This is a genomic window from Arthrobacter sp. MYb214, from assembly GCF_002979865.1.
Lineage (GTDB): Bacteria > Actinomycetota > Actinomycetes > Actinomycetales > Micrococcaceae > Glutamicibacter.
Map to the genome: position 1 here is coordinate 569,758 of NZ_PCPZ01000002.1, position 22,374 is coordinate 592,131.

A 22,374-nucleotide genomic window follows, 5' to 3' on the forward strand; every position below is an offset into this window, starting at 1 on the left:
CCGCGTGTTCCGTTTGGAACGTGCGGGATTTTCTTGCTTTGTTGTCCCTTCGCCGAAAGGAAATGATGGCCGCCGATTCGCCAACTTGCAGGATCCCGTCGGTAGCATGGAGACTATGCGCAGAGTTCACTTCTTAGCTGCAGCACTGCGCGCCGTGGCATTAGCTATCAGCGGATGCGAGAATTTCGATGCGGCTAGGACATCTAATATCGGCGAGGAATGCCAGTCGGCAATTCAAAAGCAGAACGAAGCCTGGTCTGATCATGAAACGCCGCAAATTAAGATTAGCGAAGCAGAGAAAATGGCGCTCAATGCTTGCAAGAACCTCGATGAGTGGAGCACTGCCGTCTCCTATAATCCCGGATCAATGGGATATCCGGAATTGAGCACAGAAAATGCAGCGAACACTGTTTATCTAGCCTGCGCTTCAAGTGACCCAGGACGGCAGACCCCAGTGTGCGCTGACGCCGAGAAACGCGGATATCTCGACGCAACTTAGCCCACCAACCGAGCTAGTGAGTATTGCCGCAGTCGCGGTCCGATCGCGTAATTTCCCAGAATGTGATGGCTCCGTCACCACTGAGCTATTGCTTTCAAACCGCGGTTCTATGGGAGAATGAAAGACAGTGTACTTAGCTTGAAATGGCTATTCTCGACGACTTAAGGACGTATATTCGTGGCCATGATTCCATTGCCGTTGCATTCGGTGGAGACCACGCAGTTTTCTCCGATTGACCCGGCGGACCCGACGTTGGTCCACCGAGGCGAAGGCGGCTCTGAAGTCCGGCGCAGCATCCTGCCCGGTGGCGTACGAGTCCTGACAGAAGCGATGCCCGGACAGCGGTCCACCACAGTGGGCTTCTGGGTACCGGTCGGTTCCCGCGACGAGGAATCAGGGCACTTCGGCTCCACGCACTTCCTGGAGCACCTGCTGTTCAAGGGCACTGCCAAGCGCACTGCCTTGGAAATCGCCCAGTCCTTCGATGCCGTGGGCGGCGAATCAAACGCAGCCACCGCCAAGGAATCGACCTGCTATTACGCCCGCGTCCTGGACACGGAGCTGCCAATGGCCCTTGAGGTCATCGCCGACATGGTTACCTCTGCAGTTATCGACCCGCAGGAATTGGAACAGGAACGCGGGGTGATCATCGAAGAGCTGGCCATGGATGCAGATGACGCGATGGATGTCGCCCACGAGCGGTTCGTTGCCAATGTCTTGGGCGATCACCCATTGGGACGTCCCATTGGAGGAACTCCTGAAGAGATCATGGAGATCTCCCGCGAGGCAGTCATGGAGCACTATCGTGCGCACTACCGCCCAAGCGAGTTGATTGTTACTGCCGCCGGATCCCTGGAGCACGACAAGCTGTGCGAGCTGCTTCTCAAGGCGCTGACCGAAGCAGGCTGGGAACTGGACCCGATGGCTGTGCCAGAACCACGCCGCATGGGTGAACCAGCGCAGATCACTTCGAAGGCCGGGCTGGAAGTAATCAACCGTCCGGGCGAGCAAGCCAACATCATCATGGGATGCTCCGGCATCACCGGACATGATGACCGCCGTCAGGTTCTCGCAGTGCTGAACGCTGTTCTCGGCGGCGGCATGAGCTCAAGGTTGTTCCAGGAAATTCGCGAGAAGCGTGGACTGGTGTACTCGACCTACTCCTTCTCCGCCGCCTACACCGATGCCGGCTACTTTGGCATGTACGCGGGCTGCGCCCCGGCTAAGGCTGCTCAGGTTATCGGGCTGCTGGGGGCCGAGCTTGATCGGTTGGCCAAGGACGGCATCACCGAAACTGAATTGGCGCAAGCCAAGGGCCAGCTATCTGGTGGAACGGTGCTGGCACTGGAGGATCCAGGAAGCCGCATGTCCCGTTTGGGCCGGGCAGAAATGATTACCGGAGAATTCCAGGACATCGACGAAGCACTGTCTCGCGTCAATGCCGTCACGGCCCAGGAAGTTCAGGATCTGGCCCAGGAACTGGCCTCCAAGGATCGAGTGATCACCGTGGTGGGACCGTTTGAAAGTGAAGCCGACTTAGGCTTCTAGAGCTGGATGCCGTGCCCCTGGAATCGAATCCGAGGATTTCGATTCTAGGGGCATCGCCGTTTTCTCTGGGTCATGCCGCGGCATCTACTAGCGCTGCAAGCTCGGGCGCATGAGAGAAATTGAAGCCATGCGCACCATGACGCATGACGGTGAGCTTGGCTTGCGGTGTTCTTGCGACCAGGCGAAGACCGAACTCCGGTGGAGACAGCGGATCCCGGGTGCCGCACACGACATCAATCGGGCACTGGACCGTACGAAGCAATTCAACGGTGGAGTAGTCCAGCATCTGGGCGCAGCTTTTGGCCCACCATGGGATGCCGCAGCGCAGGTAATCGACGAGCAATATTGCCTTCACCGAGTTCAACTCGTGCGGGAAATCTTCAAAGAGCCGGCGGGCCTGCCTGAACAGCGTCGCTTCACGGTCGTTGACCGCAGGAGCTGCAATGACCAGGTGCTTGACCAGATCCGGCCACGCGCGAGCTAGCTCAATGGAAACCTGCGCGCCCATGGAATGCCCGAGGACGATAGCGTTCTCAACTTTCAGCTCGCGCAACGCCAATGCTACTTCGTGCGCGAAACGCGGTACGGTCACCGGGCGGCCATCATCCAGATTCTTGCCGTGGCCTGGAAGTTCGGGAACGATCACTCGATACTTCTTAGCCAAGATGTTGGCCAGCGGAGTGAAATAGCGGCTGGATGCTCCGAGCCCGTGAATCAGCACCACGTCAGGGCCATGGCCCGCGACACGAACCGAAAGCCTGGTCCTGAGGGATTCGGGCAATTGCCCAAAGTAATCGTGGCGCACGCCAGCCTTTCATCGTGCGAAAAGTGCGCACACACTATCGGTAGGGAAAATCGGCACGCTCACCTGAAATGGCGAGACAGGCAAAAAGGAATTAACCGCCCGCCCCGGTCGAATGCTGGGTAATAGCGGAACGAAGGTCTTCCGGGAAGAGCTCCTGCACGCCTTCCTCGTATTTGGAACCGTCATCTGGACGGCGCAGTTCCTGCCCGTCAATGCGGAACGGGAAGGCATCCGCCTGGGCAGCGGTGTCCGCCGAGTCCTGGCTATCGGGTGCGCAAGTAGCCCAGCCGTAGGTCGTGGAGTCCTCGATACGGAAAACCTCAACCTGGCAAGTCGGCGAATCGATGACCGTTCCCTGTTCTTGGACGACATCAGTAATAGTTGCTCGCTCGTCATCGGACAGGGTGATCGGTTCATCGCCTGAACCGCAGGAAGTGATTGCAAAGGTCGCGACAAGCGTTGCGCCGATGCCGAAACCAAAGCGCTTAATTTTCTGACCCATGGCCCTGCTTACTACTTGGAGACTCCTGACACATATTTTTCCCCTATTTGCTAGGCAAAACAAGTTGGGCTGGCCGTAGGGAACAAGCAGAATCAAATATCTGGGAAATCGCCTCAGGGTATTCGCTGCAAAACTCGCGTGGGATCACGTAATCGTTGGCAAGGCAGGTGCCTGCAGGGCGATAGGCTTAAGCCCATGAGTGCACAGATCAAGGTGGCCGTGCTCGGCGCGGCCGGACGAATGGGCTCGGAAGCGGTCAAGGCCGTAACTGAGGCTGCAGACATGGAATTGGTAGCAAGCTTGGGAAGAGGCGACGATTTGTCGCAGATCCTTGAAGCCGGCGCAACGCACATTGTTGACCTTTCTGTGCCGGCATCCACCGAGGCCAATGTGCGTTTTGCCGTCGAGAACGGGCTTCATGCAGTGGTTGGCACCACTGGCTGGGATGATGATCGCCGCGCGAATTTGGAAGGGCTGCTGGGCAAGCATCCGCAGGCAGGTGTGCTGATTGCGCCCAACTTCGCCCTGGGCTCGGTGCTCGCCAGCGCTTTCGCGGCTACGGCAGCCAAGTACTTCGAATCCGTAGAGATCATTGAGCTGCACCACCCGAACAAGGTGGACGCGCCTAGCGGCACCGCGGTGCGTACCGCTGAACTGATCGCGAAGTCGCGTGAAGCCGCTGGAGTCCCCGCGAGCCCGGACGCTACCGAGACCCAGCTCGATGGCGCCCGTGGCGCAGTCGTCGATGGAATCAACGTTCATTCGGTACGCCTGCGCGGCCTCGTAGCCCACCAGGAAGTGCTCTTTGGCGGCCCGGGGGAGCAGTTCACCTTGCGCCATGATTCCTTCGACCGTGCCTCGTTCATGCCAGGCGTCCTCCTGGGCCTGCGTACTGTTGCCTCCCGCCCGGGCCTGACCTATGGCCTTGATGGCTTCCTGGAGTTGGGCCAGTGAAAACGAAACTTTGGGTAGGCGGCATTCTGCTGCTGTTCGCGCTGTACATTGGAATGACCTTCACCCAGGCGATCCGTCTGCTAAAAACCGGGGAACTGGTCGCGCAGGTCATGGGCATTGCAATCCTGGTTATTCCTGCACTGTGCGTCTGGATCCTCATTCGCGAGGTGCTCTTCGGGCTGCGCACTGAGAAAATGGGCAAGTCCTTGGCCTCCTCAGGTGAGCTGCCAGAGGATCTTCCCCGCATGCCGTCGGGACGTTTCCTCCGTTCGGCCGCCGACGCTGATTTCCCTATCCATCAGCAGGATGTGGAAGAGAACCCGGAATCATGGAAATCCTGGTACCGTCTGGCACTGGCGTATGAAGCCTGCGGTGACAAGCCGCGCGCCCGCAAATCCATGCGTACTGCGATCGAATTCTGGCGAGCAGACCAGAAGGTCAGCCAGTAATTGCATAAAGCAGCATCATGTTGATGGCCCGGACTCACGAGAGTCCGGGCCATCGCTCTAGAATTTGCTCTTCGTCTCGGGGGTGCTGTCAGCTCCGCTAAACACCCGGACGCCATATTCCAAAGGGCCAGAGGCCTTGCTGAAGCCAAGCCAAATTCCGAAGACGGCCGTCGTTGCACAGAGAACCCACCAAATCACCATTGGGTCCAAGTGCTCTTTCAGCGCCGGCAGCAAGATAATGTGCCCTGCATACAGGGTCAGCGGGGCCCGGCCGGCGCCAGCCAGAATCCGGCCGAGCGCACCCAGCCGACCAATAATCAGCTGGAGCAGGCCGATGATAGCGACAGCGCAGGCGGCGTTGTGCAGCGTGGAGAGCGAAGAATTGCTGTGACCGGTCGGCAGCCAAAGATAGGCTGGATTGTCCAGGAACGGATCCAGGTTGGCGCCCGGCAAACGCCCGGTGGTGATCATTGTGGGAACGAGGGATAATTCCAGGCCCAGTTCACGGGCTATGAGCCCGGCATTGTGCATGCTCACCGAATGGCCCGCCCATTGGGTTGCCGCCGCGATAATCGAACCGCCCAATGCAAGCAGGCTCGCAGTCCTCGTGCTGTGCAGGTTGCATCTTGCGATGGCTATTCCAAGAAGGCCGAAACCGAACCAGACCATCAATGGGTAGTATCCGGTGACCGTTAGATCCTTGAGGAGCAGTTGCGGGGTGAGAATGTCGCCGAAGCTCGGATTATGGTCCAGCGAGTCCGCAATCCAGTTGCTGGCCAGCGGTCGCCAAAGAACCGGCATAAGCAGCAGCCAAAGGGCCGAGACTACCCAAATGGTTGTTCTCGACAGCTTCAGCGCCAGTGGAAGCAATAGAAACAGTAGCCCATAGTGGACAAGAATGACCGCGATGGCTTCATTTACTGACCCAATTGCCATTCCGAGCACGGCAATAATTAATGCTCTCAGCACAAGGACTGAGTAAACCTTAGGGTGGGAACAGCCCTTTCGAGCCAAGGATTTCGAGAGCAGGACCAGGGATAAACCCGCCAGCACCATGAACAGGACAGATGCTCGGCCGGAGGCGAAAGCCCCGGTAAATGTTGGGGAGTAGGCGGGTGCGCCGCTGGTTTCATAGAGCGCGAAAACGTGCGCGGCGAACATCCCGAGGATGGCGGCAAGCCGTGCCGCGTCCACGCCCAGCAACCGCTGGGAACTACCCAAATCGTTCATGGAATCATCGCACCACGAATTGCGCGGGGGATGCCATTGCAACATGCGCGAGTGTAGATTTAATGCCATGGCTACAAGTGCAATTGATAATCAGGCATACCCGTTCGGTACCGTGCTGACCGCTATGGTCACGCCCTTCGATGAAGCGGGTGAAGTCGATTACGCGATGGCTGCCAAACTGGCAACGAAGCTGGTTGATGATGGCTGCGACGGACTGGTCGTCACCGGCACCACCGGCGAGACCTCGACCCTGACCGATGAAGAGAACATCGAGATGTTCCGTACCGTCGCCGAGGCGGTGGGGGACCGTGCCGCAGTGCTGGCCGGTTCCACTACCAACGACACCCGTCACTCCATCAAGCTCTCGCTGGCTGCCAAGGAAGCGGGCGTAGACGGTGTGCTGTTGACCACCCCCTACTACAACAAGCCAAGCCAGGCCGGCATCATCGCCCACGTCAAGGCCATCGCCGAAGCCGTTGAGCTGCCCATCATGCTCTACGACATCCCGGGACGCACCGGCATCGCGCTGGCGCCCGAGACCATCATTGAACTGTCCAGGATTCCTCAGGTCATTGCCCTGAAGGACGCCAAGGCGGATTACCAGTCCACCACCACCGTGCTGGCCACAACCGATCTGCACGTGTACTCCGGCGACGATGGGCTGACTTTGCCGCTGATGGCGGCAGGTGCTGTCGGCGTGGTTTCGGTCACCGCTCACGTTGCGGCCGCTAAGTACCGTACGCTTGTTAATGCAATGCATGCAGGAGATCTGGCGACTGCACGCACCACACACTTTGAGCTGGACGCGATCCAGCGCGGCATCATGGGCCACATTCAGGGCGCCGTGGCCGCAAAATATGGACTTCACTGGCAGGGTGTCCTGCCGAACACCGTCGTCCGACTGCCGCTGTTGGCACCGTCGGACGCAGAGCTCGATGCCATCCGCGCGGACCTACGTGAAGGTGGATGGGATCTGTAACGAAAGGGACTAACCACATATGACTGAGAGTTCAGTAGGCAAGGCTGACGCTGCGCGTATGCAGACTCCGGCGAAGCTGAAGAAGGGAACAATGCGAATTGTTCCCCTCGGCGGCTTGGGCGAGGTCGGCCGAAACATGACCGTTTTCGAACTCAACGGGAAACTGTTGATCATCGACTGCGGCGTGCTCTTCCCCGAGGAGCACCAGCCTGGCGTGGATCTGATCCTGCCAGACTTCTCCTACATCAAGGACCGCTTGGACGACGTGGTGGGCCTCGTGCTGACCCACGGCCACGAGGACCACATCGGTGCTGTTCCGTACCTGTTGCGCCTGCGCGAAGACATCCCTTTGTACGGGTCGAAGCTGACCCTGGCCTTCGTCGAAGCAAAGCTGGCAGAACACCGCATCAAGGCCAACACCAATATCGTGGTGGAGGGCGAGATCGCGCAGGTTGGCAACTTCGAATGCGAGTTCGTAGCTGTGAACCACTCGATCCCGGATGCCTTGGCAGTATTCCTGCGCACCGAAGCCGGTACCGTGCTGCACACCGGCGACTTCAAGATGGACCAGCTGCCACTTGACGGCCGCATCACCGACCTGCGCCACTTCGCGCGCCTGGGCGAGGAAGGCGTGGACTTGTTCCTGCCGGACTCCACCAACGCCGAAGTTCCGGGCTTCACCGTTGCCGAACGCGAAATCGGCCCGGTACTCGAGGCCAAGTTCGCGCGCGCCCGCCGCCGCATCATCGTCGCTTCGTTCTCCTCGCACGTCCACCGCGTGCAGCAGGTTCTGGACGCCGCAGCGGTGCACGGCCGCAAGGTGGCCTTCATCGGCCGCTCGATGGTGCGCAATATGGGCATCGCCGAACGCTTGGGCTACCTCGAAGTGCCACAGGGTGTCCTGGTCGACCTGAAGCAGATCGATTCGCTGCCAGACCACAAGGTCGTGCTGATGTCCACCGGTTCGCAGGGCGAGCCGATGGCTGCACTGTCCCGCATGGCCAACGGCGAGCACAAGGTCCAGATCAACCCGGGCGACACCGTCATCCTGGCCTCCAGCCTGATCCCGGGCAATGAGAACTCGGTCTTCCGCGTGATCAACGGCCTGATGCGCTTGGGTGCCGAGGTCATCCACAAGGGCATGGCCAAGGTCCACGTTTCCGGTCACGCATCGGCTGGCGAATTGCTCTACTGCTACAACATCCTGCGCCCGAAGAACGTGCTTCCGGTGCACGGCGAAACCCGCCACCTGATTGCCAACGGCCGCCTGGCCGCGCAGGCCGGTGTCCCGGAGGACAACGTGCTGCTGGCAGACGACGGCTCGGTCATCGACATGAAGGACGGCGTAGCAAAGCTCGTTGGCCAGGTCGAATGCGGCTACGTCTACGTTGACGGTTCCAAGGTCGGCACCATAACCGATGATGACCTGAAGGACCGCGTCACCCTGGGTGAAGAAGGCTTCATCTCGGTCATCACCGTCATCAACCGCCAGAACGGCACGATCATCTCCGGCCCGGACATCCACGCACGTGGCGTAGCCGAAGAGGACTCGGTCTTCAACGAGATCAAGCCGAAGATCGCAGCTGCGATTATGGAAGCGGTGGGCAACAACCCGAACCACTCCACGCACCAGCTGCAGCAGATCACGCGCCGCGTGATCGGCTCGTGGGTATCGCGCAAGCTGCGTCGCCGCCCAATGATCGTTCCTGTAGTGCTCGAAGCCTAGGCTTCCAAAAATATTGCCTCGAACCAATTAAGGTTCGAGGCAATATTTTTATGGGAAATCAAGCGCAAGGCATGCACCACAGCTCAAGCGTCAGCCAAAGAAGCCCAGGTATGCAGGACTTGGCGAGTCATCGAGCTCGATTGACGGGGCGGGACTTTGCGGCAGGATTTGCCCTGTTTGCGCGTCTACTACGACGACCGAATCCCACTGGTCCATATCGATCTGCTCCAGCACCTCGCCGGTGCGGGCTTCCATGGACACTGAGCTGTCCCAATCACCGGATGGGGCGACGTCTTGCTGGCCAGCGAATGCCGGTGATGAGAGTGCCAGGGCGCCAACGATTAAGGTTGCCGTCGCGATGCCAATTGTGCGTATGCGCAAGGTCTTCTCCCAATGCAGTAAAGATGATTTTCACTGACTCTACCGATGTTCCCGAAGGAAACCGGGAACCACCACGCAGTATGAAACTGGCTATTTCCCGGCATCTGGTGCCGTCACAGCACTTTTAAGGCAGAATTGGGCTCAACGCCAGCTCAAGGAGACGGAATATGCCCGGGCATCACCCAATGGGTTGGATCGAAGCCGCTGTGGAGGAATGTGCATGATTGAGTTCGATAATGTTTCCAAGCACTATCCGGATGGCACCGTTGCCGTCAAGGATTTCAGCCTGCAAATTCCGGCCCACCGCACCACTGTCTTCGTCGGTTCCTCAGGCTGCGGCAAGACAACATTGCTGCGGATGATCAACCGCATGGTTGATCCGAGCAGCGGTACGCTCCGTATCGACGGCGAGGACATCGCCAGCAAGCCGGCGGTGGGCCTGCGCCGCAGCATCGGCTACGTGATGCAGAACTCCGGCCTGCTGCCTCATTTCACTGTCGCACAGAACATTGCGACCGTGCCGCGGCTCATGGGTGAAACGAGCAAGGCATCACGAGCGCGTGCCTTGGAACTGATGGGCACGGTTGGGCTTGCCGGCTCCATGGCCGACAGGTATCCGCATCAGCTCTCTGGAGGCCAGCAGCAACGCGTTGGCGTGGCACGCGGGCTGGCCGCCGATCCGAACATCCTGCTCATGGACGAGCCCTTCGGCGCCGTGGACCCTATCGTTCGCGCCGAGCTGCAAGAAGAATTGCTTCGTCTCCAAAGAGAACTCGATAAGACCATAGTCTTTGTCACCCACGATATTGATGAAGCCTTCCTCCTGGGGGACCAGGTGGTAATTCTGGCGGCGGGCGCACAGAAGCTCCAGGTCGGCAGCCCCAGCGAGATCATTGAAAATCCGGCCAATGATTTTGTCGCCTCCTTCATTGGCGCGCAGCGTGGGGCACGGGCGCTGAGCTTGAAGCAGACGGAGCACGGAACCGTCCTGGTTGATGCGCAAGGCCGGACTCAAGGCAAGCTCGTCGAGGATGGGTCTGTCCAGTGAACTGGGTCCTGGAAAATCTCGGACTCATTGGTTCGCTATCGCTGGAGCACCTGCGCCAGTCCCTGATAGCAATCATTCTCGGATTCGTTCTGTCGATTCCGCTGGGTTGGGTGGCCTGGCGCTACAAACTGGTGCGCGGACCGGTCGTGAGCATCACCGGATTGCTCTACACGATCCCTTCGCTGGCTCTGCTGATGATCCTGCCCGTACTCACCGGGATGAGCGCGATCAGCGAAGCCAATCTCATTCTCGCCTTGGCGATCTACGCGATAGCGATCATGGTGCGCAGCGTGGTCGATGGGCTGAACTCGGTGGACCCGGCGACCAGGTCGGCCGCAACTGCCATGGGCTACGGATCGGCACGCCGCTTCTTCGCTGTCGACCTTCCCTTGGCCGGTCCCGTAGTTCTGGCTGGATTGCGAGTGACAGCGGTCAGCACCATCTCGCTGGCAACGGTCGGCATCCTGGTCGGGGTAACCAACTTGGGCTACCTGTTCACCAACGGTCTGCAGCGTCGCATCATTGAAGAAGTCCTGGCGGGGATCATCGCGGTGGCAGCGATCGCGTTGCTCGTTGACCTGTTGTTGCTCCTGGCCGGCCGTTGGCTGATGCCTTGGGCTGCAACGAGCACCAGGCAAAAACGAACTGCAGCGCAGCCGTCCACGCAGAAGGTGTCCTCATGAATCTGATTTCCGATGCGCTGGCGTGGATCTTCGCTCCCGAGCAGTGGCAGGGCGATGGGGGACTGGCTAGCTTGCTGGGGCAGCACTTGCTGTTCACGGTGGTTGCTGTGCTGATTGCTAGCGCGATTGCCATCCCTGCGGGGTGGGCCATTGGGCATACGGGGCGAGGAAGGGAATTGGCCGTCGGGCTGGCCGGCGTTGCGCGTGCGGTGCCATCCTTCGGACTGCTGATTCTGCTGGTGCTGCTTCTGGGGGTACTGCACAAGCCAGAAGCGGCCATGCTGACCTTCGTCGTGCTGGCAATTCCATCATTGCTGGCCGGAGCTTATACCGGCTTCGAAGCAATTGACCGCAAGACCATCGATGCTGCCCGGGCCATGGGGATGACCGAATGGCAGATCCTCGTCAAAGTCGAGATCCCGCTGGGACTTGCGCTGCTCGTAGGCGGGATCCGCTCCGCAGTGCTTCAAGTGGTCGCCACCGTTACTGTTGCCGCCTACGTGAATCTCGGCGGCCTGGGATTGCCCATCATCACCGGTCTGAACCTGCGGCGCTTCGACATGGTCCTGGGCGGCGCCTTGATGGTTGCCGCGCTGGCCTTGGTGCTGGATTTGGCATTTGCCATCGCCCAGAAAGCGGCAGTACCCCGCGGGCTGGGCGTGCCCTCAAAGAAGAAGACTTTCCAAGATACCGATGACTCAATCACCCGCGAAAGGGAAATGTCATGAAAATCAAGCAGATTTTGTCCACGAGTGCTCTCGTGCTGGCCGGAAGCCTCGCACTTGCTGGATGCTCCGGTGCGGATCCGTTGGCCACCGAAAGCGATGCTGCCCAGGAGGGGGGAGAATCGATCGTTGTCGGTTCGCAGGCCTACTATTCCAATGAAATCGTTGCTGAGATCTATGCCCAGGCGCTTGAAGGAGCCGGCATGGAAGTGGAACGGAAATTCAGCATCGGGCAGCGCGATGCCTACATGCCCCAGCTGGAAGACGGCAGCATTGATGTCTTCCCTGAATACACCGGCAACCTGCTGCAGTTCTACAAGGAAGACACCGAAGCACGCTCTGCCGATGAGGTGTACAGCGAGCTGAAGGAATCCTTGCCGGAATCATTGGCCGTGCTCGAAGCCGCGCCAGCATCGGATCAGGACTCCTACACGGTGACCAAGGAATTCGCTGAAGCCAATAAGGTCGCGAGCATCGAGGATCTGGCCGGCATTTCCGAACCCTTGACCGTGGGCGGCCCACCTGAATTGGCCCAACGCCCCTATGGACCCCAGGGCTTGGAGAGCGTCTATGGCGTTAAGGCCGAATTCTCGGCAACTGGCGACACGACCGTTGAAGACCTTGCCGCCGGCACGGTGAATGTCGCCAACGTCTTTACCGCCGATCCGCGGATCCAGACGGAGGACTTGGTAGTTCTTGAGGACCCGAAGTCGCTATTCCTGGCATCGAATGTGGTGCCATTGGTGGCCGCTGATCAATCCGGGAAATTGGCAGAAGTCCTGAACCCGGTCAGCGAAAAACTGACAGCGCAGGTTCTGGTGGACCTCAACGTGCAGAGCACCGTGGACAAGAAGTCTGCCGCCGACATCGCTTCGGCATGGCTGACTTCCGAGGGGCTGTAGCCCGGCAAGCCAGCATAAGAACATAGCTTCACCGCAGTCGCACCGCCCACGCAATGACGGGCAGTGCGGCTGCTTTTCCTTGTCCGGAAACGGCAGTGGCTTGGCTGAGGGGAATTCCGTTGCTTGCTCGTTTTGACAATTGATAATGATTCTCATTAGTGTTTAGCTCTGTTGGCAGAGGAGCTCGCCGGAAATCGGCGGCCGAGGCCTGCCCGCCATGAATGGAGCACTAATAGATGAAAAAACTCAATCCTTGGAAGTTGGCCGTGCCGGTTGCCATCCTGGTCCTGGCCACCGGATGCAGCGCGCCAGCCGGATCTGCCAGCGGTGCACCGCAGGGCACCGGCGCCAAGAGCATTTCCCTGGACAGCTGCGGAAGGCAGGTCGTCTTCGACAAGGCGCCGGACAGCGTTCTTGCAGTTGGCTCGGAAGCCCCGGCCCTGCTGTCTGCCGCTGGAGCGGGAGACAAGCTCACGCACTACGCAGGCAGCTGGCAGGTGCCTTTCGACGAAGAAACCATGGCGGCAGTGCGCAACGCGGAGCGGATTACCGAGGACTCGCATGATGTCTCCTACGAAATGATCCTGGACTCGGGAGCAGACGTGGTGATCGGCACCGATATCGCTGCTGGAATCGATCTCGACTCGTTGGCTGAACGCCTGGAAAGCGCCGGAGTGAAGATGCTGACCGTCAGCGGATATTGCGCCGGATTCGAGGACCGATCCACCGGCGGGCTGAGCGGCTTCGACCAGATCTACAAGGATGTCCAGTCCTACGGCCAGCTCTTCGGCACCGAGCAGGCGGCCGAGGACTCCGTGCAGCAGATGCGAGCACGCGTCGAGCAAGCCGCGCGCAGCGTCAAGCAGGAAAGCCAGCAGCGCGGGATGCCGCTGTACGTGCCCACCGCAGGCACCTTGGGATCCTACGGCCATGAATCGCTGGTTGCCGAGCAGATGGAACTGCTTGGCCTTCAGAACGTCTTCAACGACGTGCCCAAGCGCTACTTCGAGCCCTCCACCGAAGAACTCGTGAACAGCGGCGCCGACAAGGTCTTCGCCATGTACCTGCCGACAGGCTCCTCGAACTTGGAAACCGACCAGCAGGTCATCGAGGCGCTGCGCGACCGCCCCGAATTGGCCGGATTGCCCGCCATCGAGCAGGACAGCGCCATCGTGCCGCTGAACTACTACTATTCCTCGCCCGGTCCGCTGGCAGTGGACGGGGTCGAGCTGATCGCCGACCGGCTGGCCCGTTGATGAGCCAGCCAGCGGCGCTGCGCCGGCAAGCGGCCTCATCGCGCCGCGTGGCCCGCCCGGGGCACGGACGCGGCCCCAACCGCGGCCTGGTCCGGGGCGCCACCCCCGTGGAATTCGTCAAGCTCAGTCCGGCATCGAATACCACCGTGCTGGTGACCAGCCGGCACCCGGCGGCGCACTACCGCAGTATCGCTGACCGGCTGCTGCGCGCCGAGCATGTGCACGCCGAGCAAGTCGGGTTCATCCTGCCTCCCAGCTCGCCCCGGGCCCAGGCCCGGCTGCACATGGCCGGTGGCGAATTCTGCGCCAATGCCGCGATGTCGCTGGCCGCGCTGCAGGCCGCGCGCCGCGCCCGCAGCGGCCCGCTTGAGCTGCTGATCGAAGCCTCCGGCGCCGCGCAGCTGCTGGGCTGCCGGGTCGAGCCGGCCGGTGCCGCCTACCGCTGCCAGCTGAAGATGCCCTGGCCGCTGCGCATCGACCCGTACCCGTTCCCGGGCGTCGCCGGCGCCGGGCTGGTGCGCTACGCCGATGCGGTCCATCTGGTCGCCGAATGCGACGTCTCGGATCCCCAGCTGCGCGGGCATGCGCAGCAGCTGGCCCTGGATCTGGGCGCCAGCGAAGCGGTGTCCGTCGTGGGCATCATGCTCTACGATCCGGACCGCGGGCAACTGGCCCCGCTGGTCAGCGTCCCGGCACTGGGCAGCCTCATCTGGGAGGGCAGCTGCGGCTCGGGAAGCGCCGCGCTGGGCGCCTACCTGGCAACGAAAGCCGGCGCTCCGGTCAATGCCAGCGTGAAACAGCCCGGAGGCACCGTGCAGGTGCACGCCGATGGCAGCCGCGCCAAGGCCACCGCGCTGCAGATCAGCACCGAAGTAAGCATCGTGGCCGAAGGGACTGCATATATCCATGACTGAAACACCACTGGCCACCCAGGCCGCCGCCGCCGGCCTGGCCGGCGTGCTGCACGGCTACCTCGGACGGTTCGCCGAAGCCGCCCGAGACTATGACGGATCGACGCGGCACGCGGCGGCGCTCGAAGAGCTGCTGGCCGGCTATGCGCAGCTGGTCACCGACCCGGCCAATGAACCGGGCTATGCCCAGATGGCCGCCACCGACCAGGGCACGGCGCTGGTGGCGGCGCTGCGCACCGAATCGGCGCGCTGCGTCGCAGTCATCGAGAAGTACCGGGCGCTGCGCCTGCTCGAAGGCCGCAGCGGAGCCGAGGGCTACTTCGCCAACATCGAATCGTGCATCGCCGGGGAATTCGGCGCCGTCGCCCCGGACTCCAGCTCCAAGGTGCTGCTGGTCGGTTCGGGTTCCTTCCCGATGACCCTGCTGAACCTGGCCTCGCGCACCGGGGCCAGCGCCGTGGGGATCGACATCGATCCCGAAGCGCTGGAGCTGGGCCGCCGGGTCGTGGCGCAGCTGGGGCAGGGCCTGGACATCGGCCTGCAGGCCGATCAAATCCACCAGCTGGACTTCCTGCCGCAGGCCACGCACATCGTCTTCAGCTCCACGGTAGCCGTGAAATACGAGCTGCTGCACCAGCTGCACGCGCGCACCCGGCAGGACGTGGTGGTCGCAATGCGCTTCGGCGACGGGCTGAAGTCGCTGTTCAACTACCCGATGCAACCAGTGGACCCCCGGCGGTGGCAGCTGGACGGAACGATCCGCCAGCCCGGGCAGGTCTTCGACATCGCGCTGTACACCAAGGCGCGCACGAGAACGGAAAGCAATTAGCCCATGGATGAACTGGGAAATATCCTCATTGCCGGAACCGGACCGGTTGCGGTGCAAAGCGCCGTGCTGCTCGGGGCGCTGCCCGGGGAACTGGGCATTGCCGGGCGCGCCTCGCAGCGCTGCGCCGCCTTCTTCGACGCGCTGGAGGCCAACGCCGGCACCGCCCGCGTCCAGGTGCAAAACCCCTCCCATGCCGCACTGGCCGGGCAGGTGCGCATCGAGCACCGCTACCGCGGCTACCAGCAGGTGCGCGGCGGCTGGGACACCCTGGTACTGGCGGCCACCGCCGACGCCTACCTGCCGGTGCTGCGCGAACTGCCGCCGGGGGTGCTCGCATCGCTGGCGCGGATCGTGCTGCTCTCGCCCACGCTGGGCTCGGCGGCACTGGTGCGCGAATTCGCCCGCCGCAGCGGCGCCGACCCGGAAATCATCAGCTTCTCCAGCTATCTGGGGGACACCCGGCAGGTGGAGGGGACCGGCGGAGCGCTGGTGCTGACCGCCGGCGCCAAGGCCCGCATCTACGCCGGCTCCACTGGCGGGGCCACGCCCGCGCTGCAGCGGCTGCGTGCGGTGCATGCCGCGGCCGGCACCGAAGTGCAGCTGGCGGGATCGCCGGTTGAAGCCGAGGCGCGGAACATGTCGCTGTACGTGCATCCGGCCCTGTTCTTCAACGAGCAGGCGCTGCGCGCGGTCTTCGCTCCCGCCCCGCCCGTCCAGTACGTCTACAAGCTCTATCCCGAAGGCCCGGTCACCCCGGCGCTGATCCACTCCATGGCCGAGGCCTGGCGGGAACTGTCGGCCATCACCGCCGCACTGGGCGGCCAGCCGGTCAACCTGCTGGCCTTCATGCTCGATGACGGGTATCCGGTGCACCCCCAGAGCATCGACCCGGGGAAAGCAGCCAGCTTCGAGCAGCTGCCGGCCATCGAGCAGGAGTACCTGCTCTACGTGCGCTACGCCTCGCTGCTCATCGACCCCTTCTCGCAGCCCGACGCGCAGGGCCGCTACTTCGACTTCTCGGCCATCGCCTTCCGCCCGGTCTTCCTCAATGACCAGGGCCAGTGGGATGTGCCGCGGATGCCCAAGGAAGACTACTACCGCACCAGGATCATCGCCGGCCTGGCCCGGGAACTGGCCGTGGCCTGCCCGATGATCGACGCGCTGCTCGCCGCCTACGAAGACGCCCTGGTGCAAGCGGCCTCGGCCCGGGAGGGCCAGGGCTGCTCGCCGGCCTTCGCGGTGCAGGATTTCGCCGAGGACCTGGCCATGATCAGCGCCGGAATCGGGAGTGCGGCATGAGCCAGCCAGAAGTCGAAACAGCGCCGCAGCTGCCCAGCGAACGGCGCATCATCGCCGAGATCTGGCCGGCGCTGCTGGCCTCGGCGCTGGGCCTTTTGCCCTTCACGGTGCTGAGCACCTTCCTGGTGCCCATCGCCGACTGGGCCGGGGCCGGCTATGCCGAGACCGGCACCCTGCGCGGGCTGGCCGGCGTCGGCGCGGTGCTCGCCGGGGTTGCGCTGGCCCCGCTGATCGGGCGCATCGCCCCGGGCACCGTGGCCGCCGCGGCGCTGGGGCTGATGGGCGCCGCCGCCATCGCGGGGACCTTCTCGGGCCTGGCGGCACTGGCAGTTTTCTGCCTGGCCACCGGGGTGTCCAACGCGCTGCTCTACCCGGCGCTGTCCACCGCGGCCGCGGACCGCTTCGGCACCACCCCGGCCGCGGGCCGGGCAGCCACCTTGGTGATGACGGCCCAGACTCTGGCCTCCACGATCGGCGCGCCGCTGCTGGTGCTGCCGGCGATGTTCTGGGGCTGGCAGGGAAACCTGGTCGCCATCGCCGCCATCAGCATCGCCCTGATCCCGGCGGTGCTGCGCTACGGCCGCCGCGGCGCCGGGCACTGCGCGGCAGACCCGGCTCCGGCTCCAGCCCGGCTGGGCTACCTGGCTGCCTTCCGCACCCTGGCCGGCGTGCCCGGAGCCCGGGCGCTGCTGCTGGTCTCCTTCGGCCGCGCCGGCGCCTTCATGGGGCACCTGGCCTTCCTGGCCCCGCTGTACGCGGAGAAGTTCGCGCTGACCGCCAGCTGGTTCGCGTTCATCTGGTCGGTCAGCGGCGGGGCCTTCTTCCTGGGGCACCTGCTGGCCGGGCGGATGCTCAACGCCGGGGATTCGCAGCGGCGCACCCGTGCGGTGATGGTTTTCAGCCTGGGCATTTCGCTGGTGGCGCTGTTCGGCGTCTACCTCTCACCGGTGCTGCCGCTGGCGGTGGCCGGCACGGCGCTGCTTTCGGCTAGCCACGCGGTGGTCGCGGCCGCCGTGATGAGCCTGCTGGTGAGCCGTTGCACGCAGGTGCGCGGCACCGCGCTGAGCCTGAACGCGGCCGGCATGTCCCTGGGCCTGTTCCTGGGCACAGCAGCCTCCGGAGCGGCGCTGGCCGCCGCCGGATACCTGGCCGCCGCTGCCGTGCTTGGCGCATTGACCCTGATTGCGCTGGGTGCCGCACTGGGCCTGCGCACCGATTCCATTGGCGAAACCCCCGAAAGGCAGCCATGACCCCGTTGGAACCTATCGTGCGAGAACCCCGGGAACCGCTGGCCTGCGCCGGCGATGACCTGGACCATGACCGGCGGGCCCGGCACAGCTGGCTGTGGATCGCCGGGCTGCTCGCCGTACTGCTGGCCACCTTGCCGGTGGCCGTAGGGCTCGGCCCGGTGTCCATCGAGCCGGGCACCGTGCTGCAGATCCTCAAGGCGCACCTTTCCGGGATGCCCGCACCTGGTGCATTCAGCGCCTCCGATGAGTCCATCGTCCTGCTGCTGCGCGTACCGCGGGTGCTGCTGGGTGCCGCCGTCGGGGCCGGGCTGGCCCTGGCCGGGGTGGCGCTGCAGGCGCTGACCCGCAACATCCTGGCCGAACCCTACCTGCTGGGCGTGACCTCCGGGGCCTCCACGCTCTCGGCGGCCGCGATCCTCTTCGGCGCCACCGCCGGCATCGGCACGGCCTCGCTGGCGACGAGCGCCTTTGCCGGCGCGCTGGCCGCCGGGATCTTCGTCTACCTGCTGGCGCGGGTCGGTTCGGAGATGACGTCCACCCGGCTGGTGCTGGCCGGGGTGTCCGTGGGCTATGTGCTCCACGCGCTCACCTCGCTGCTGATCTTCGCTTCGGATGACCCCAATGCGGGCCGTTCGGTGCTCTTCTGGACGCTGGGTTCACTGGCGCAGGCAACCGGGCAATCGGCAATGATCACCTGGATCGTGGTGCTCGGGACCGCCACGCTGCTGGCCTATTGGTCGCGGCCGATGGACGCGCTGGCCATCGGCGATGGCACCGCGCAAGCGCTGGGAATATCTCCGGCCAAGCTGCGTGCGGCCGTCATGGTGGTGACCGCGGTGTGCGTGGGCGCGCTGGTCGCGTCCTCCGGCGGCATCGGATTCGTCGGGCTGGTGATTCCGCACGTAGCCCGGCTGTGCGTCGGCTCCACGCACCGCACCCTGATTCCGGTAGCCGCCCTGCTCGGCGCGATCTTCCTGGTCTGGGCCGATGTGCTGGCCCGGACGGCCATGGCACCGCAGGAATTGCCCCTGGGAATCGTCACCGCATTGCTCGGCGCCCCGCTGCTGTTCGCGCTGGTTCGCAAGCTCAATGCGGCCCAATAGGAACCAAGGACCTGGAAGAAGGCAAGAACCATGATTACTGCTACAGATATTTCCGTGGGCTATGGCGGAAAGCTGGTCATTGAATCGGCAGGGCTGCAGGCAGGCCCCGGGGAAGTCGTGGGGCTGATCGGCCCCAACGGCAGCGGCAAATCCACCCTGCTGCGCACGCTCTATGCGGCGCTCCGGCCCACGGCAGGACTGGTGCTCGTGGACGAGCGCCCCGTCACCGAGCTGCGCGGCAACGAACTGGCCCGCAGGATTGCCGTCGTGGCCCAGGAAACGCCCACCGAGCTGCCGGTCAGTGTCGCCGAAATGGTGCTCCTGGGCAGGGCTCCGCACCGCAAGGCGCTGGCCGCCTTTGCCCGCGAGGACCACCAGGCAGTTGCCTCGGCATTGTCCCGGGTCGGCGCCCGGCACTTGGCCGACCGCCGCTACTCGACCCTGTCCGGCGGCGAAAAGCAGCGCGTGCTGGTTGCCCGGACACTGGCCCAGCAGGCCGAGCACCTGCTACTGGATGAACCCACCAACCACCTGGATATCCGCTACCAGCATGAGCTGCTGCGCATGGTCGGGGAACTGGGAACCACCACGGTGGTGGTGCTGCACGATTTGAACCTGGCCGCCCGCTACTGCAGCAAGCTGGTCATGCTGGCCAACGGCGGGGTCATCGCTGCGGGCACGCCCCAGGAGGTGCTGAAACCTGAACTTCTGCTGCAGGTCTACGGGATCCACGCGCAGCCGGTGCTCGTGAACGGCATCGTGCAACTGGTCTTCAGCCTGGCCGATGAGCCCAAGGTGCAACATAGTGGCACTCCAGTGCCCGGATGATAGCCTGCCCGGTAGGCAAGCAATGGCCAAGCGCCTGCCTGCCGGGCCCCAGCATTGACCGTGAAAGGTACCCCTGCCATGACGAATTCCGCCGCAATCGAGGCAGACAAGCACTACGATCTGATCATCCTCGGCACAGGTTCTGGCAACTCCATCCCCGGTCCAGAATTCGATGGAAAATCCATTGCCATCATCGAGAAGGGCGCTTTCGGCGGTACCTGCCTGAACGTCGGCTGCATCCCCACCAAGATGTATGTCTACGCCGCAGACGTCGCCCTGGAAACCAGGCAAGCGGCACGGCTCGGAATCGATGCCCAGGTCAATTCCGTGGACTGGCCAGGCATCGTCCGCCGGGTCTTCGATAAGCGCATCGATCCCATTGCCCAGGGCGGCGAAGACTACCGCCGTGGCGCGCAGACACCGAATATCGACGTCTACGACCAGCACGCGCGTTTTATCGGCGAGCGCACGCTGCGTACCGGGCAGGGAACAGAAACCAAGACCATCAGCGCGGACCAGATTGTCCTGGCCGCCGGTTCACGCCCCTTCATTCCGCAGGAAATCATCGATTCGGGCGTGGCCTTCCACACCAACGAAGACATCATGCGCTTGGCCCGCCAGCCCAAGTCCATCGTGATCATCGGCGGCGGCTACATTGCCATGGAGTTCGCCCACGTTTTCGAAGCACTGGGCACCAAGGTCACCATCCTGGCCCGCTCCGAACTCATGCGCCAGCTGGATGCCGATCTGCGCGAGCCATTCAACCAGATGGCCGCAGAACGCTATGACGTGCGCCAGGGCAGGACCGTGATCAGTGCCGTGCAAGAGCCCGACGGGGTGAAGCTGACCCTGGATGACGGTTCCACCGCCAGTGCGGAGGTGCTGCTTGTGGCCACGGGGCGCATCCCCAATGGCGACCAGCTGGATCTGGACCGTGCCGGCATCGACTCCGAGGACGGCCGGGTCAGCGTGGATGAGTACGGCCGTTCGACATCTGCCGAGGGCATCTGGGCGCTGGGCGATATTTCCTCGCCCTTCCTGCTCAAGCATGTGGCCAACGCGGAAATGCGCGCGGTACGCCATAACTTGCTGAACCCGCAGAACATGAAGCAGATGCCCCATGAGCACGTGCCGGCGGCGGTCTTCACCCACCCGCAGATCGCCTACGTCGGCATGACCGAGGACGAAGCCCGCGAGGCAGGCCATGACATTACCGCCAAGGTGCAGAAGTACGGGGATGTGGCCTACGGCTGGGCGATGGAAGACAGCACCGGTATCGCAAAGCTCATCGCTGATAGGGAAACCGGCAAGCTGCTGGGCGCGCACTACATGGGACCGCAAGCTTCAACGCTGATCCAGCAGATGATTACGGTCATGGCCTTCGGACTGGATGTGCGCGAGGTCGCCACGCAGCAGTACTGGATCCACCCTGCCTTGCCGGAGGTCACCGAGAACGCATTGCTCGGCCTGGACTTCTCCTAGCGGCGGTTTTTCGGACCGGCGGCGAACGGATGATAGCTGGCAGCAGAACCCGAAAGGCAGTAGCAAATAGCGCCTGTTCGTCCTAGGGTGGAGCCATGAATGGGAAAACTTCAAGGACCGTGGCCTTGATGACCCGAAGCATGTTCGCGATCGCTGCCGGGGCAGGCATGGTCCTGGGGATGCTGGCGGTGCTCTGGATGTTCTGGCCGATCCGCGAGAACGGCTATGGCGGCAGCCTGGGCGATCTGGGCCTCCCGCTGGCATACGGCGCGGTTGCCGGAGTGCTGATGGGGCTTGTCTGCTGCAGCGGTGCGTATGCGGCCATTGAGATCCAGGCCATGGGGAACCAGCCGGCCACGGCTGCCAGGCAATCGGCCGCTGCCGGAATCGGCGCGGTCCTCGCGGCACTGCTTCCGGCGTTGGCCATAGCCGCGCTGGGCCTGGGCGAAATCGATCCGGCCCCGTTCCTAGGCACGGCCCTGGGGTTCCTGGCAGTGTGCTTTGCCTCGGGCTTCGCTATCCTGGCTGGGCTCAACCGCTGCGCGGCCCGCGGCTGAGGCCATCCGGGCTCCGCGGCCAGGCGCTGGCTGGCTACTGGCTGGAAGCTGCTGGCAGTGCAGGGCGTGCTGTGGCACTTTTGGAAGCGGGCGCTTGGCCCAAGCGCCGGGGACGAAAGCAGACCAGGAGTGCAAATGAAGTTCAAGAGCCATCTCGCCGCATGCGCCGTGGCCGGCCTGCTGGCCGGGGCGGTGGGGCTGGCCGGAATTCCGGGGGCCCACGCCAGCGGCACGACCTACACCCAAGAGGTCTCCAGCGCCGCTACCTGCGCCATGATGGAAACCGCCACGGTGGATGCCTTCAAGGCGTCCGGGTACGAAGTCGGCAGCCACGCCTGCCTGGAAGGCAATGGCCGCTACACCTTGGTGATCGAGTACTCGCAATAGTTCCCGGGCGCCACGTGACGATTATCTAGCTGCTGGCGCAC

At 63.1% G+C, this 22,374-nt stretch carries 24 protein-coding genes; 20 read left to right on the forward strand and 4 right to left on the reverse strand.

Annotated features, from left to right (window positions below):
* Window positions 1-4 precede the first annotated feature (4 nt).
* Together CQ012_RS17420 and CQ012_RS08355 are read left to right on the forward strand one after the other, a co-directional pair.
* Complete coding sequence (locus CQ012_RS17420; protein WP_146112930.1) at window positions 5-499, forward strand: hypothetical protein; 495 nt, start codon at window positions 5-7, stop codon at window positions 497-499.
* Between the two features lie 177 nt (window positions 500-676).
* Window positions 677-2,047, forward strand: a complete 1,371-nt coding sequence (locus tag CQ012_RS08355) for a M16 family metallopeptidase (RefSeq protein ID WP_502692951.1) — start codon at window positions 677-679, stop codon at window positions 2,045-2,047.
* 70 nt (window positions 2,048-2,117) lie between these two features.
* On the opposite strand, the gene CQ012_RS08360 is transcribed toward CQ012_RS08355, so the two are convergent.
* Window positions 2,118-2,828 carry an alpha/beta fold hydrolase gene (locus CQ012_RS08360; RefSeq protein ID WP_181149035.1) on the reverse strand — a complete coding sequence of 237 codons (711 nt, stop codon included), beginning with the start codon at window positions 2,826-2,828 and terminating at the stop codon, window positions 2,118-2,120.
* A gap of 115 nt (window positions 2,829-2,943) precedes the next feature.
* A complete protein-coding gene (locus CQ012_RS08365) occupies window positions 2,944-3,354 on the reverse strand; it encodes a hypothetical protein (protein ID WP_105658192.1) in 411 nt (136 codons plus the stop codon).
* Window positions 3,355-3,549: 195 nt separating this feature from the next.
* Here CQ012_RS08365 and dapB point away from each other — a divergent pair, with 195 nt between their 5' ends.
* The gene (gene dapB / locus CQ012_RS08370; RefSeq protein WP_105661862.1) at window positions 3,550-4,308 is read left to right on the forward strand and encodes a 4-hydroxy-tetrahydrodipicolinate reductase; all 759 of its coding nucleotides are present in this window, start codon (window positions 3,550-3,552) and stop codon (window positions 4,306-4,308) included.
* Window positions 4,305-4,757 carry a tetratricopeptide repeat protein gene (locus tag CQ012_RS08375; RefSeq protein WP_105661863.1) on the forward strand — a complete coding sequence of 151 codons (453 nt, stop codon included), beginning with the start codon at window positions 4,305-4,307 and terminating at the stop codon, window positions 4,755-4,757. The genes dapB and CQ012_RS08375 overlap by 4 nt, the downstream gene beginning before the upstream one ends.
* A 57-nt stretch (window positions 4,758-4,814) precedes the next feature.
* Here the strand turns inward: CQ012_RS08375 and CQ012_RS08380 are convergent, their stop codons facing one another.
* Window positions 4,815-5,987 carry a heparan-alpha-glucosaminide N-acetyltransferase domain-containing protein gene (locus CQ012_RS08380; RefSeq protein ID WP_181149036.1) on the reverse strand — a complete coding sequence of 391 codons (1,173 nt, stop codon included), beginning with the start codon at window positions 5,985-5,987 and terminating at the stop codon, window positions 4,815-4,817.
* A gap of 67 nt (window positions 5,988-6,054) precedes the next feature.
* On the opposite strand from CQ012_RS08380, the gene dapA reads away from it, so the two are divergent.
* Window positions 6,055-6,966 (forward strand): 4-hydroxy-tetrahydrodipicolinate synthase, encoded by a 912-nt coding sequence (gene dapA, locus CQ012_RS08385; protein ID WP_105661865.1) that lies wholly within the window; start codon window positions 6,055-6,057, stop codon window positions 6,964-6,966.
* A gap of 19 nt (window positions 6,967-6,985) precedes the next feature.
* The gene (locus tag CQ012_RS08390; RefSeq protein ID WP_105658187.1) at window positions 6,986-8,692 is read left to right on the forward strand and encodes a ribonuclease J; all 1,707 of its coding nucleotides are present in this window, start codon (window positions 6,986-6,988) and stop codon (window positions 8,690-8,692) included.
* A gap of 90 nt (window positions 8,693-8,782) precedes the next feature.
* Here CQ012_RS08390 and CQ012_RS08395 read toward each other — a convergent pair whose 3' ends face one another.
* Entirely contained in the window at window positions 8,783-9,073 is a 291-nt protein-coding gene (locus tag CQ012_RS08395; protein WP_105661866.1) for a hypothetical protein, read from the reverse strand.
* A gap of 220 nt (window positions 9,074-9,293) precedes the next feature.
* Between CQ012_RS08395 and CQ012_RS08400 the strand changes: the two genes are divergently transcribed.
* From CQ012_RS08400 to CQ012_RS08465, 14 genes are all read left to right on the forward strand, one after another.
* The gene (locus tag CQ012_RS08400) at window positions 9,294-10,121 is read left to right on the forward strand and encodes an ABC transporter ATP-binding protein (RefSeq protein ID WP_105658185.1); all 828 of its coding nucleotides are present in this window, start codon (window positions 9,294-9,296) and stop codon (window positions 10,119-10,121) included.
* Entirely contained in the window at window positions 10,118-10,804 is a 687-nt protein-coding gene (locus tag CQ012_RS08405; protein ID WP_105658184.1) for an ABC transporter permease, read from the forward strand. The genes CQ012_RS08400 and CQ012_RS08405 overlap by 4 nt, the downstream gene beginning before the upstream one ends.
* The gene (locus CQ012_RS08410) at window positions 10,801-11,532 is read left to right on the forward strand and encodes an ABC transporter permease (protein ID WP_105658183.1); all 732 of its coding nucleotides are present in this window, start codon (window positions 10,801-10,803) and stop codon (window positions 11,530-11,532) included. The genes CQ012_RS08405 and CQ012_RS08410 overlap by 4 nt, the downstream gene beginning before the upstream one ends.
* The gene (locus tag CQ012_RS08415; RefSeq protein WP_105658182.1) at window positions 11,529-12,431 is read left to right on the forward strand and encodes an ABC transporter substrate-binding protein; all 903 of its coding nucleotides are present in this window, start codon (window positions 11,529-11,531) and stop codon (window positions 12,429-12,431) included. The genes CQ012_RS08410 and CQ012_RS08415 overlap by 4 nt, the downstream gene beginning before the upstream one ends.
* 236 nt (window positions 12,432-12,667) lie before the next feature.
* Complete coding sequence (locus tag CQ012_RS08420; RefSeq protein ID WP_105658181.1) at window positions 12,668-13,687, forward strand: ABC transporter substrate-binding protein; 1,020 nt, start codon at window positions 12,668-12,670, stop codon at window positions 13,685-13,687.
* Window positions 13,687-14,601, forward strand: a complete 915-nt coding sequence (locus tag CQ012_RS08425) for a histidine racemase CntK family protein (protein WP_105661867.1) — start codon at window positions 13,687-13,689, stop codon at window positions 14,599-14,601. The genes CQ012_RS08420 and CQ012_RS08425 overlap by 1 nt, the downstream gene beginning before the upstream one ends.
* A complete protein-coding gene (locus tag CQ012_RS08430; RefSeq protein WP_105661868.1) occupies window positions 14,594-15,427 on the forward strand; it encodes a class I SAM-dependent methyltransferase in 834 nt (277 codons plus the stop codon). Before CQ012_RS08425 ends, CQ012_RS08430 begins: the two co-directional genes overlap by 8 nt.
* 3 nt (window positions 15,428-15,430) lie before the next feature.
* Window positions 15,431-16,726 (forward strand): opine metallophore biosynthesis dehydrogenase, encoded by a 1,296-nt coding sequence (locus CQ012_RS08435; RefSeq protein ID WP_105661869.1) that lies wholly within the window; start codon window positions 15,431-15,433, stop codon window positions 16,724-16,726.
* Window positions 16,723-17,976, forward strand: coding sequence for an MFS transporter (locus tag CQ012_RS08440; RefSeq protein ID WP_105661870.1), 1,254 nt, complete (start codon window positions 16,723-16,725; stop codon window positions 17,974-17,976). Before CQ012_RS08435 ends, CQ012_RS08440 begins: the two co-directional genes overlap by 4 nt.
* On the forward strand, window positions 17,973-19,079 hold the full coding sequence (locus CQ012_RS08445; RefSeq protein ID WP_105661871.1) for a FecCD family ABC transporter permease: 1,107 nt from the start codon (window positions 17,973-17,975) through the stop codon (window positions 19,077-19,079). The genes CQ012_RS08440 and CQ012_RS08445 overlap by 4 nt, the downstream gene beginning before the upstream one ends.
* 30 nt (window positions 19,080-19,109) lie before the next feature.
* On the forward strand, window positions 19,110-19,907 hold the full coding sequence (locus CQ012_RS08450) for an ABC transporter ATP-binding protein (protein WP_105661872.1): 798 nt from the start codon (window positions 19,110-19,112) through the stop codon (window positions 19,905-19,907).
* 78 nt (window positions 19,908-19,985) lie between these two features.
* Window positions 19,986-21,389: a mycothione reductase gene (gene mtr / locus CQ012_RS08455; protein WP_105661873.1), complete on the forward strand. Its 1,404-nt coding sequence runs from the start codon at window positions 19,986-19,988 to the stop codon at window positions 21,387-21,389.
* Window positions 21,390-21,484: 95 nt separating this feature from the next.
* Window positions 21,485-21,946: a hypothetical protein gene (locus tag CQ012_RS08460; protein ID WP_146112931.1), complete on the forward strand. Its 462-nt coding sequence runs from the start codon at window positions 21,485-21,487 to the stop codon at window positions 21,944-21,946.
* A gap of 135 nt (window positions 21,947-22,081) precedes the next feature.
* Complete coding sequence (locus CQ012_RS08465; protein WP_105658172.1) at window positions 22,082-22,333, forward strand: hypothetical protein; 252 nt, start codon at window positions 22,082-22,084, stop codon at window positions 22,331-22,333.
* The last annotated feature ends 41 nt before the right edge of the window (window positions 22,334-22,374 follow it).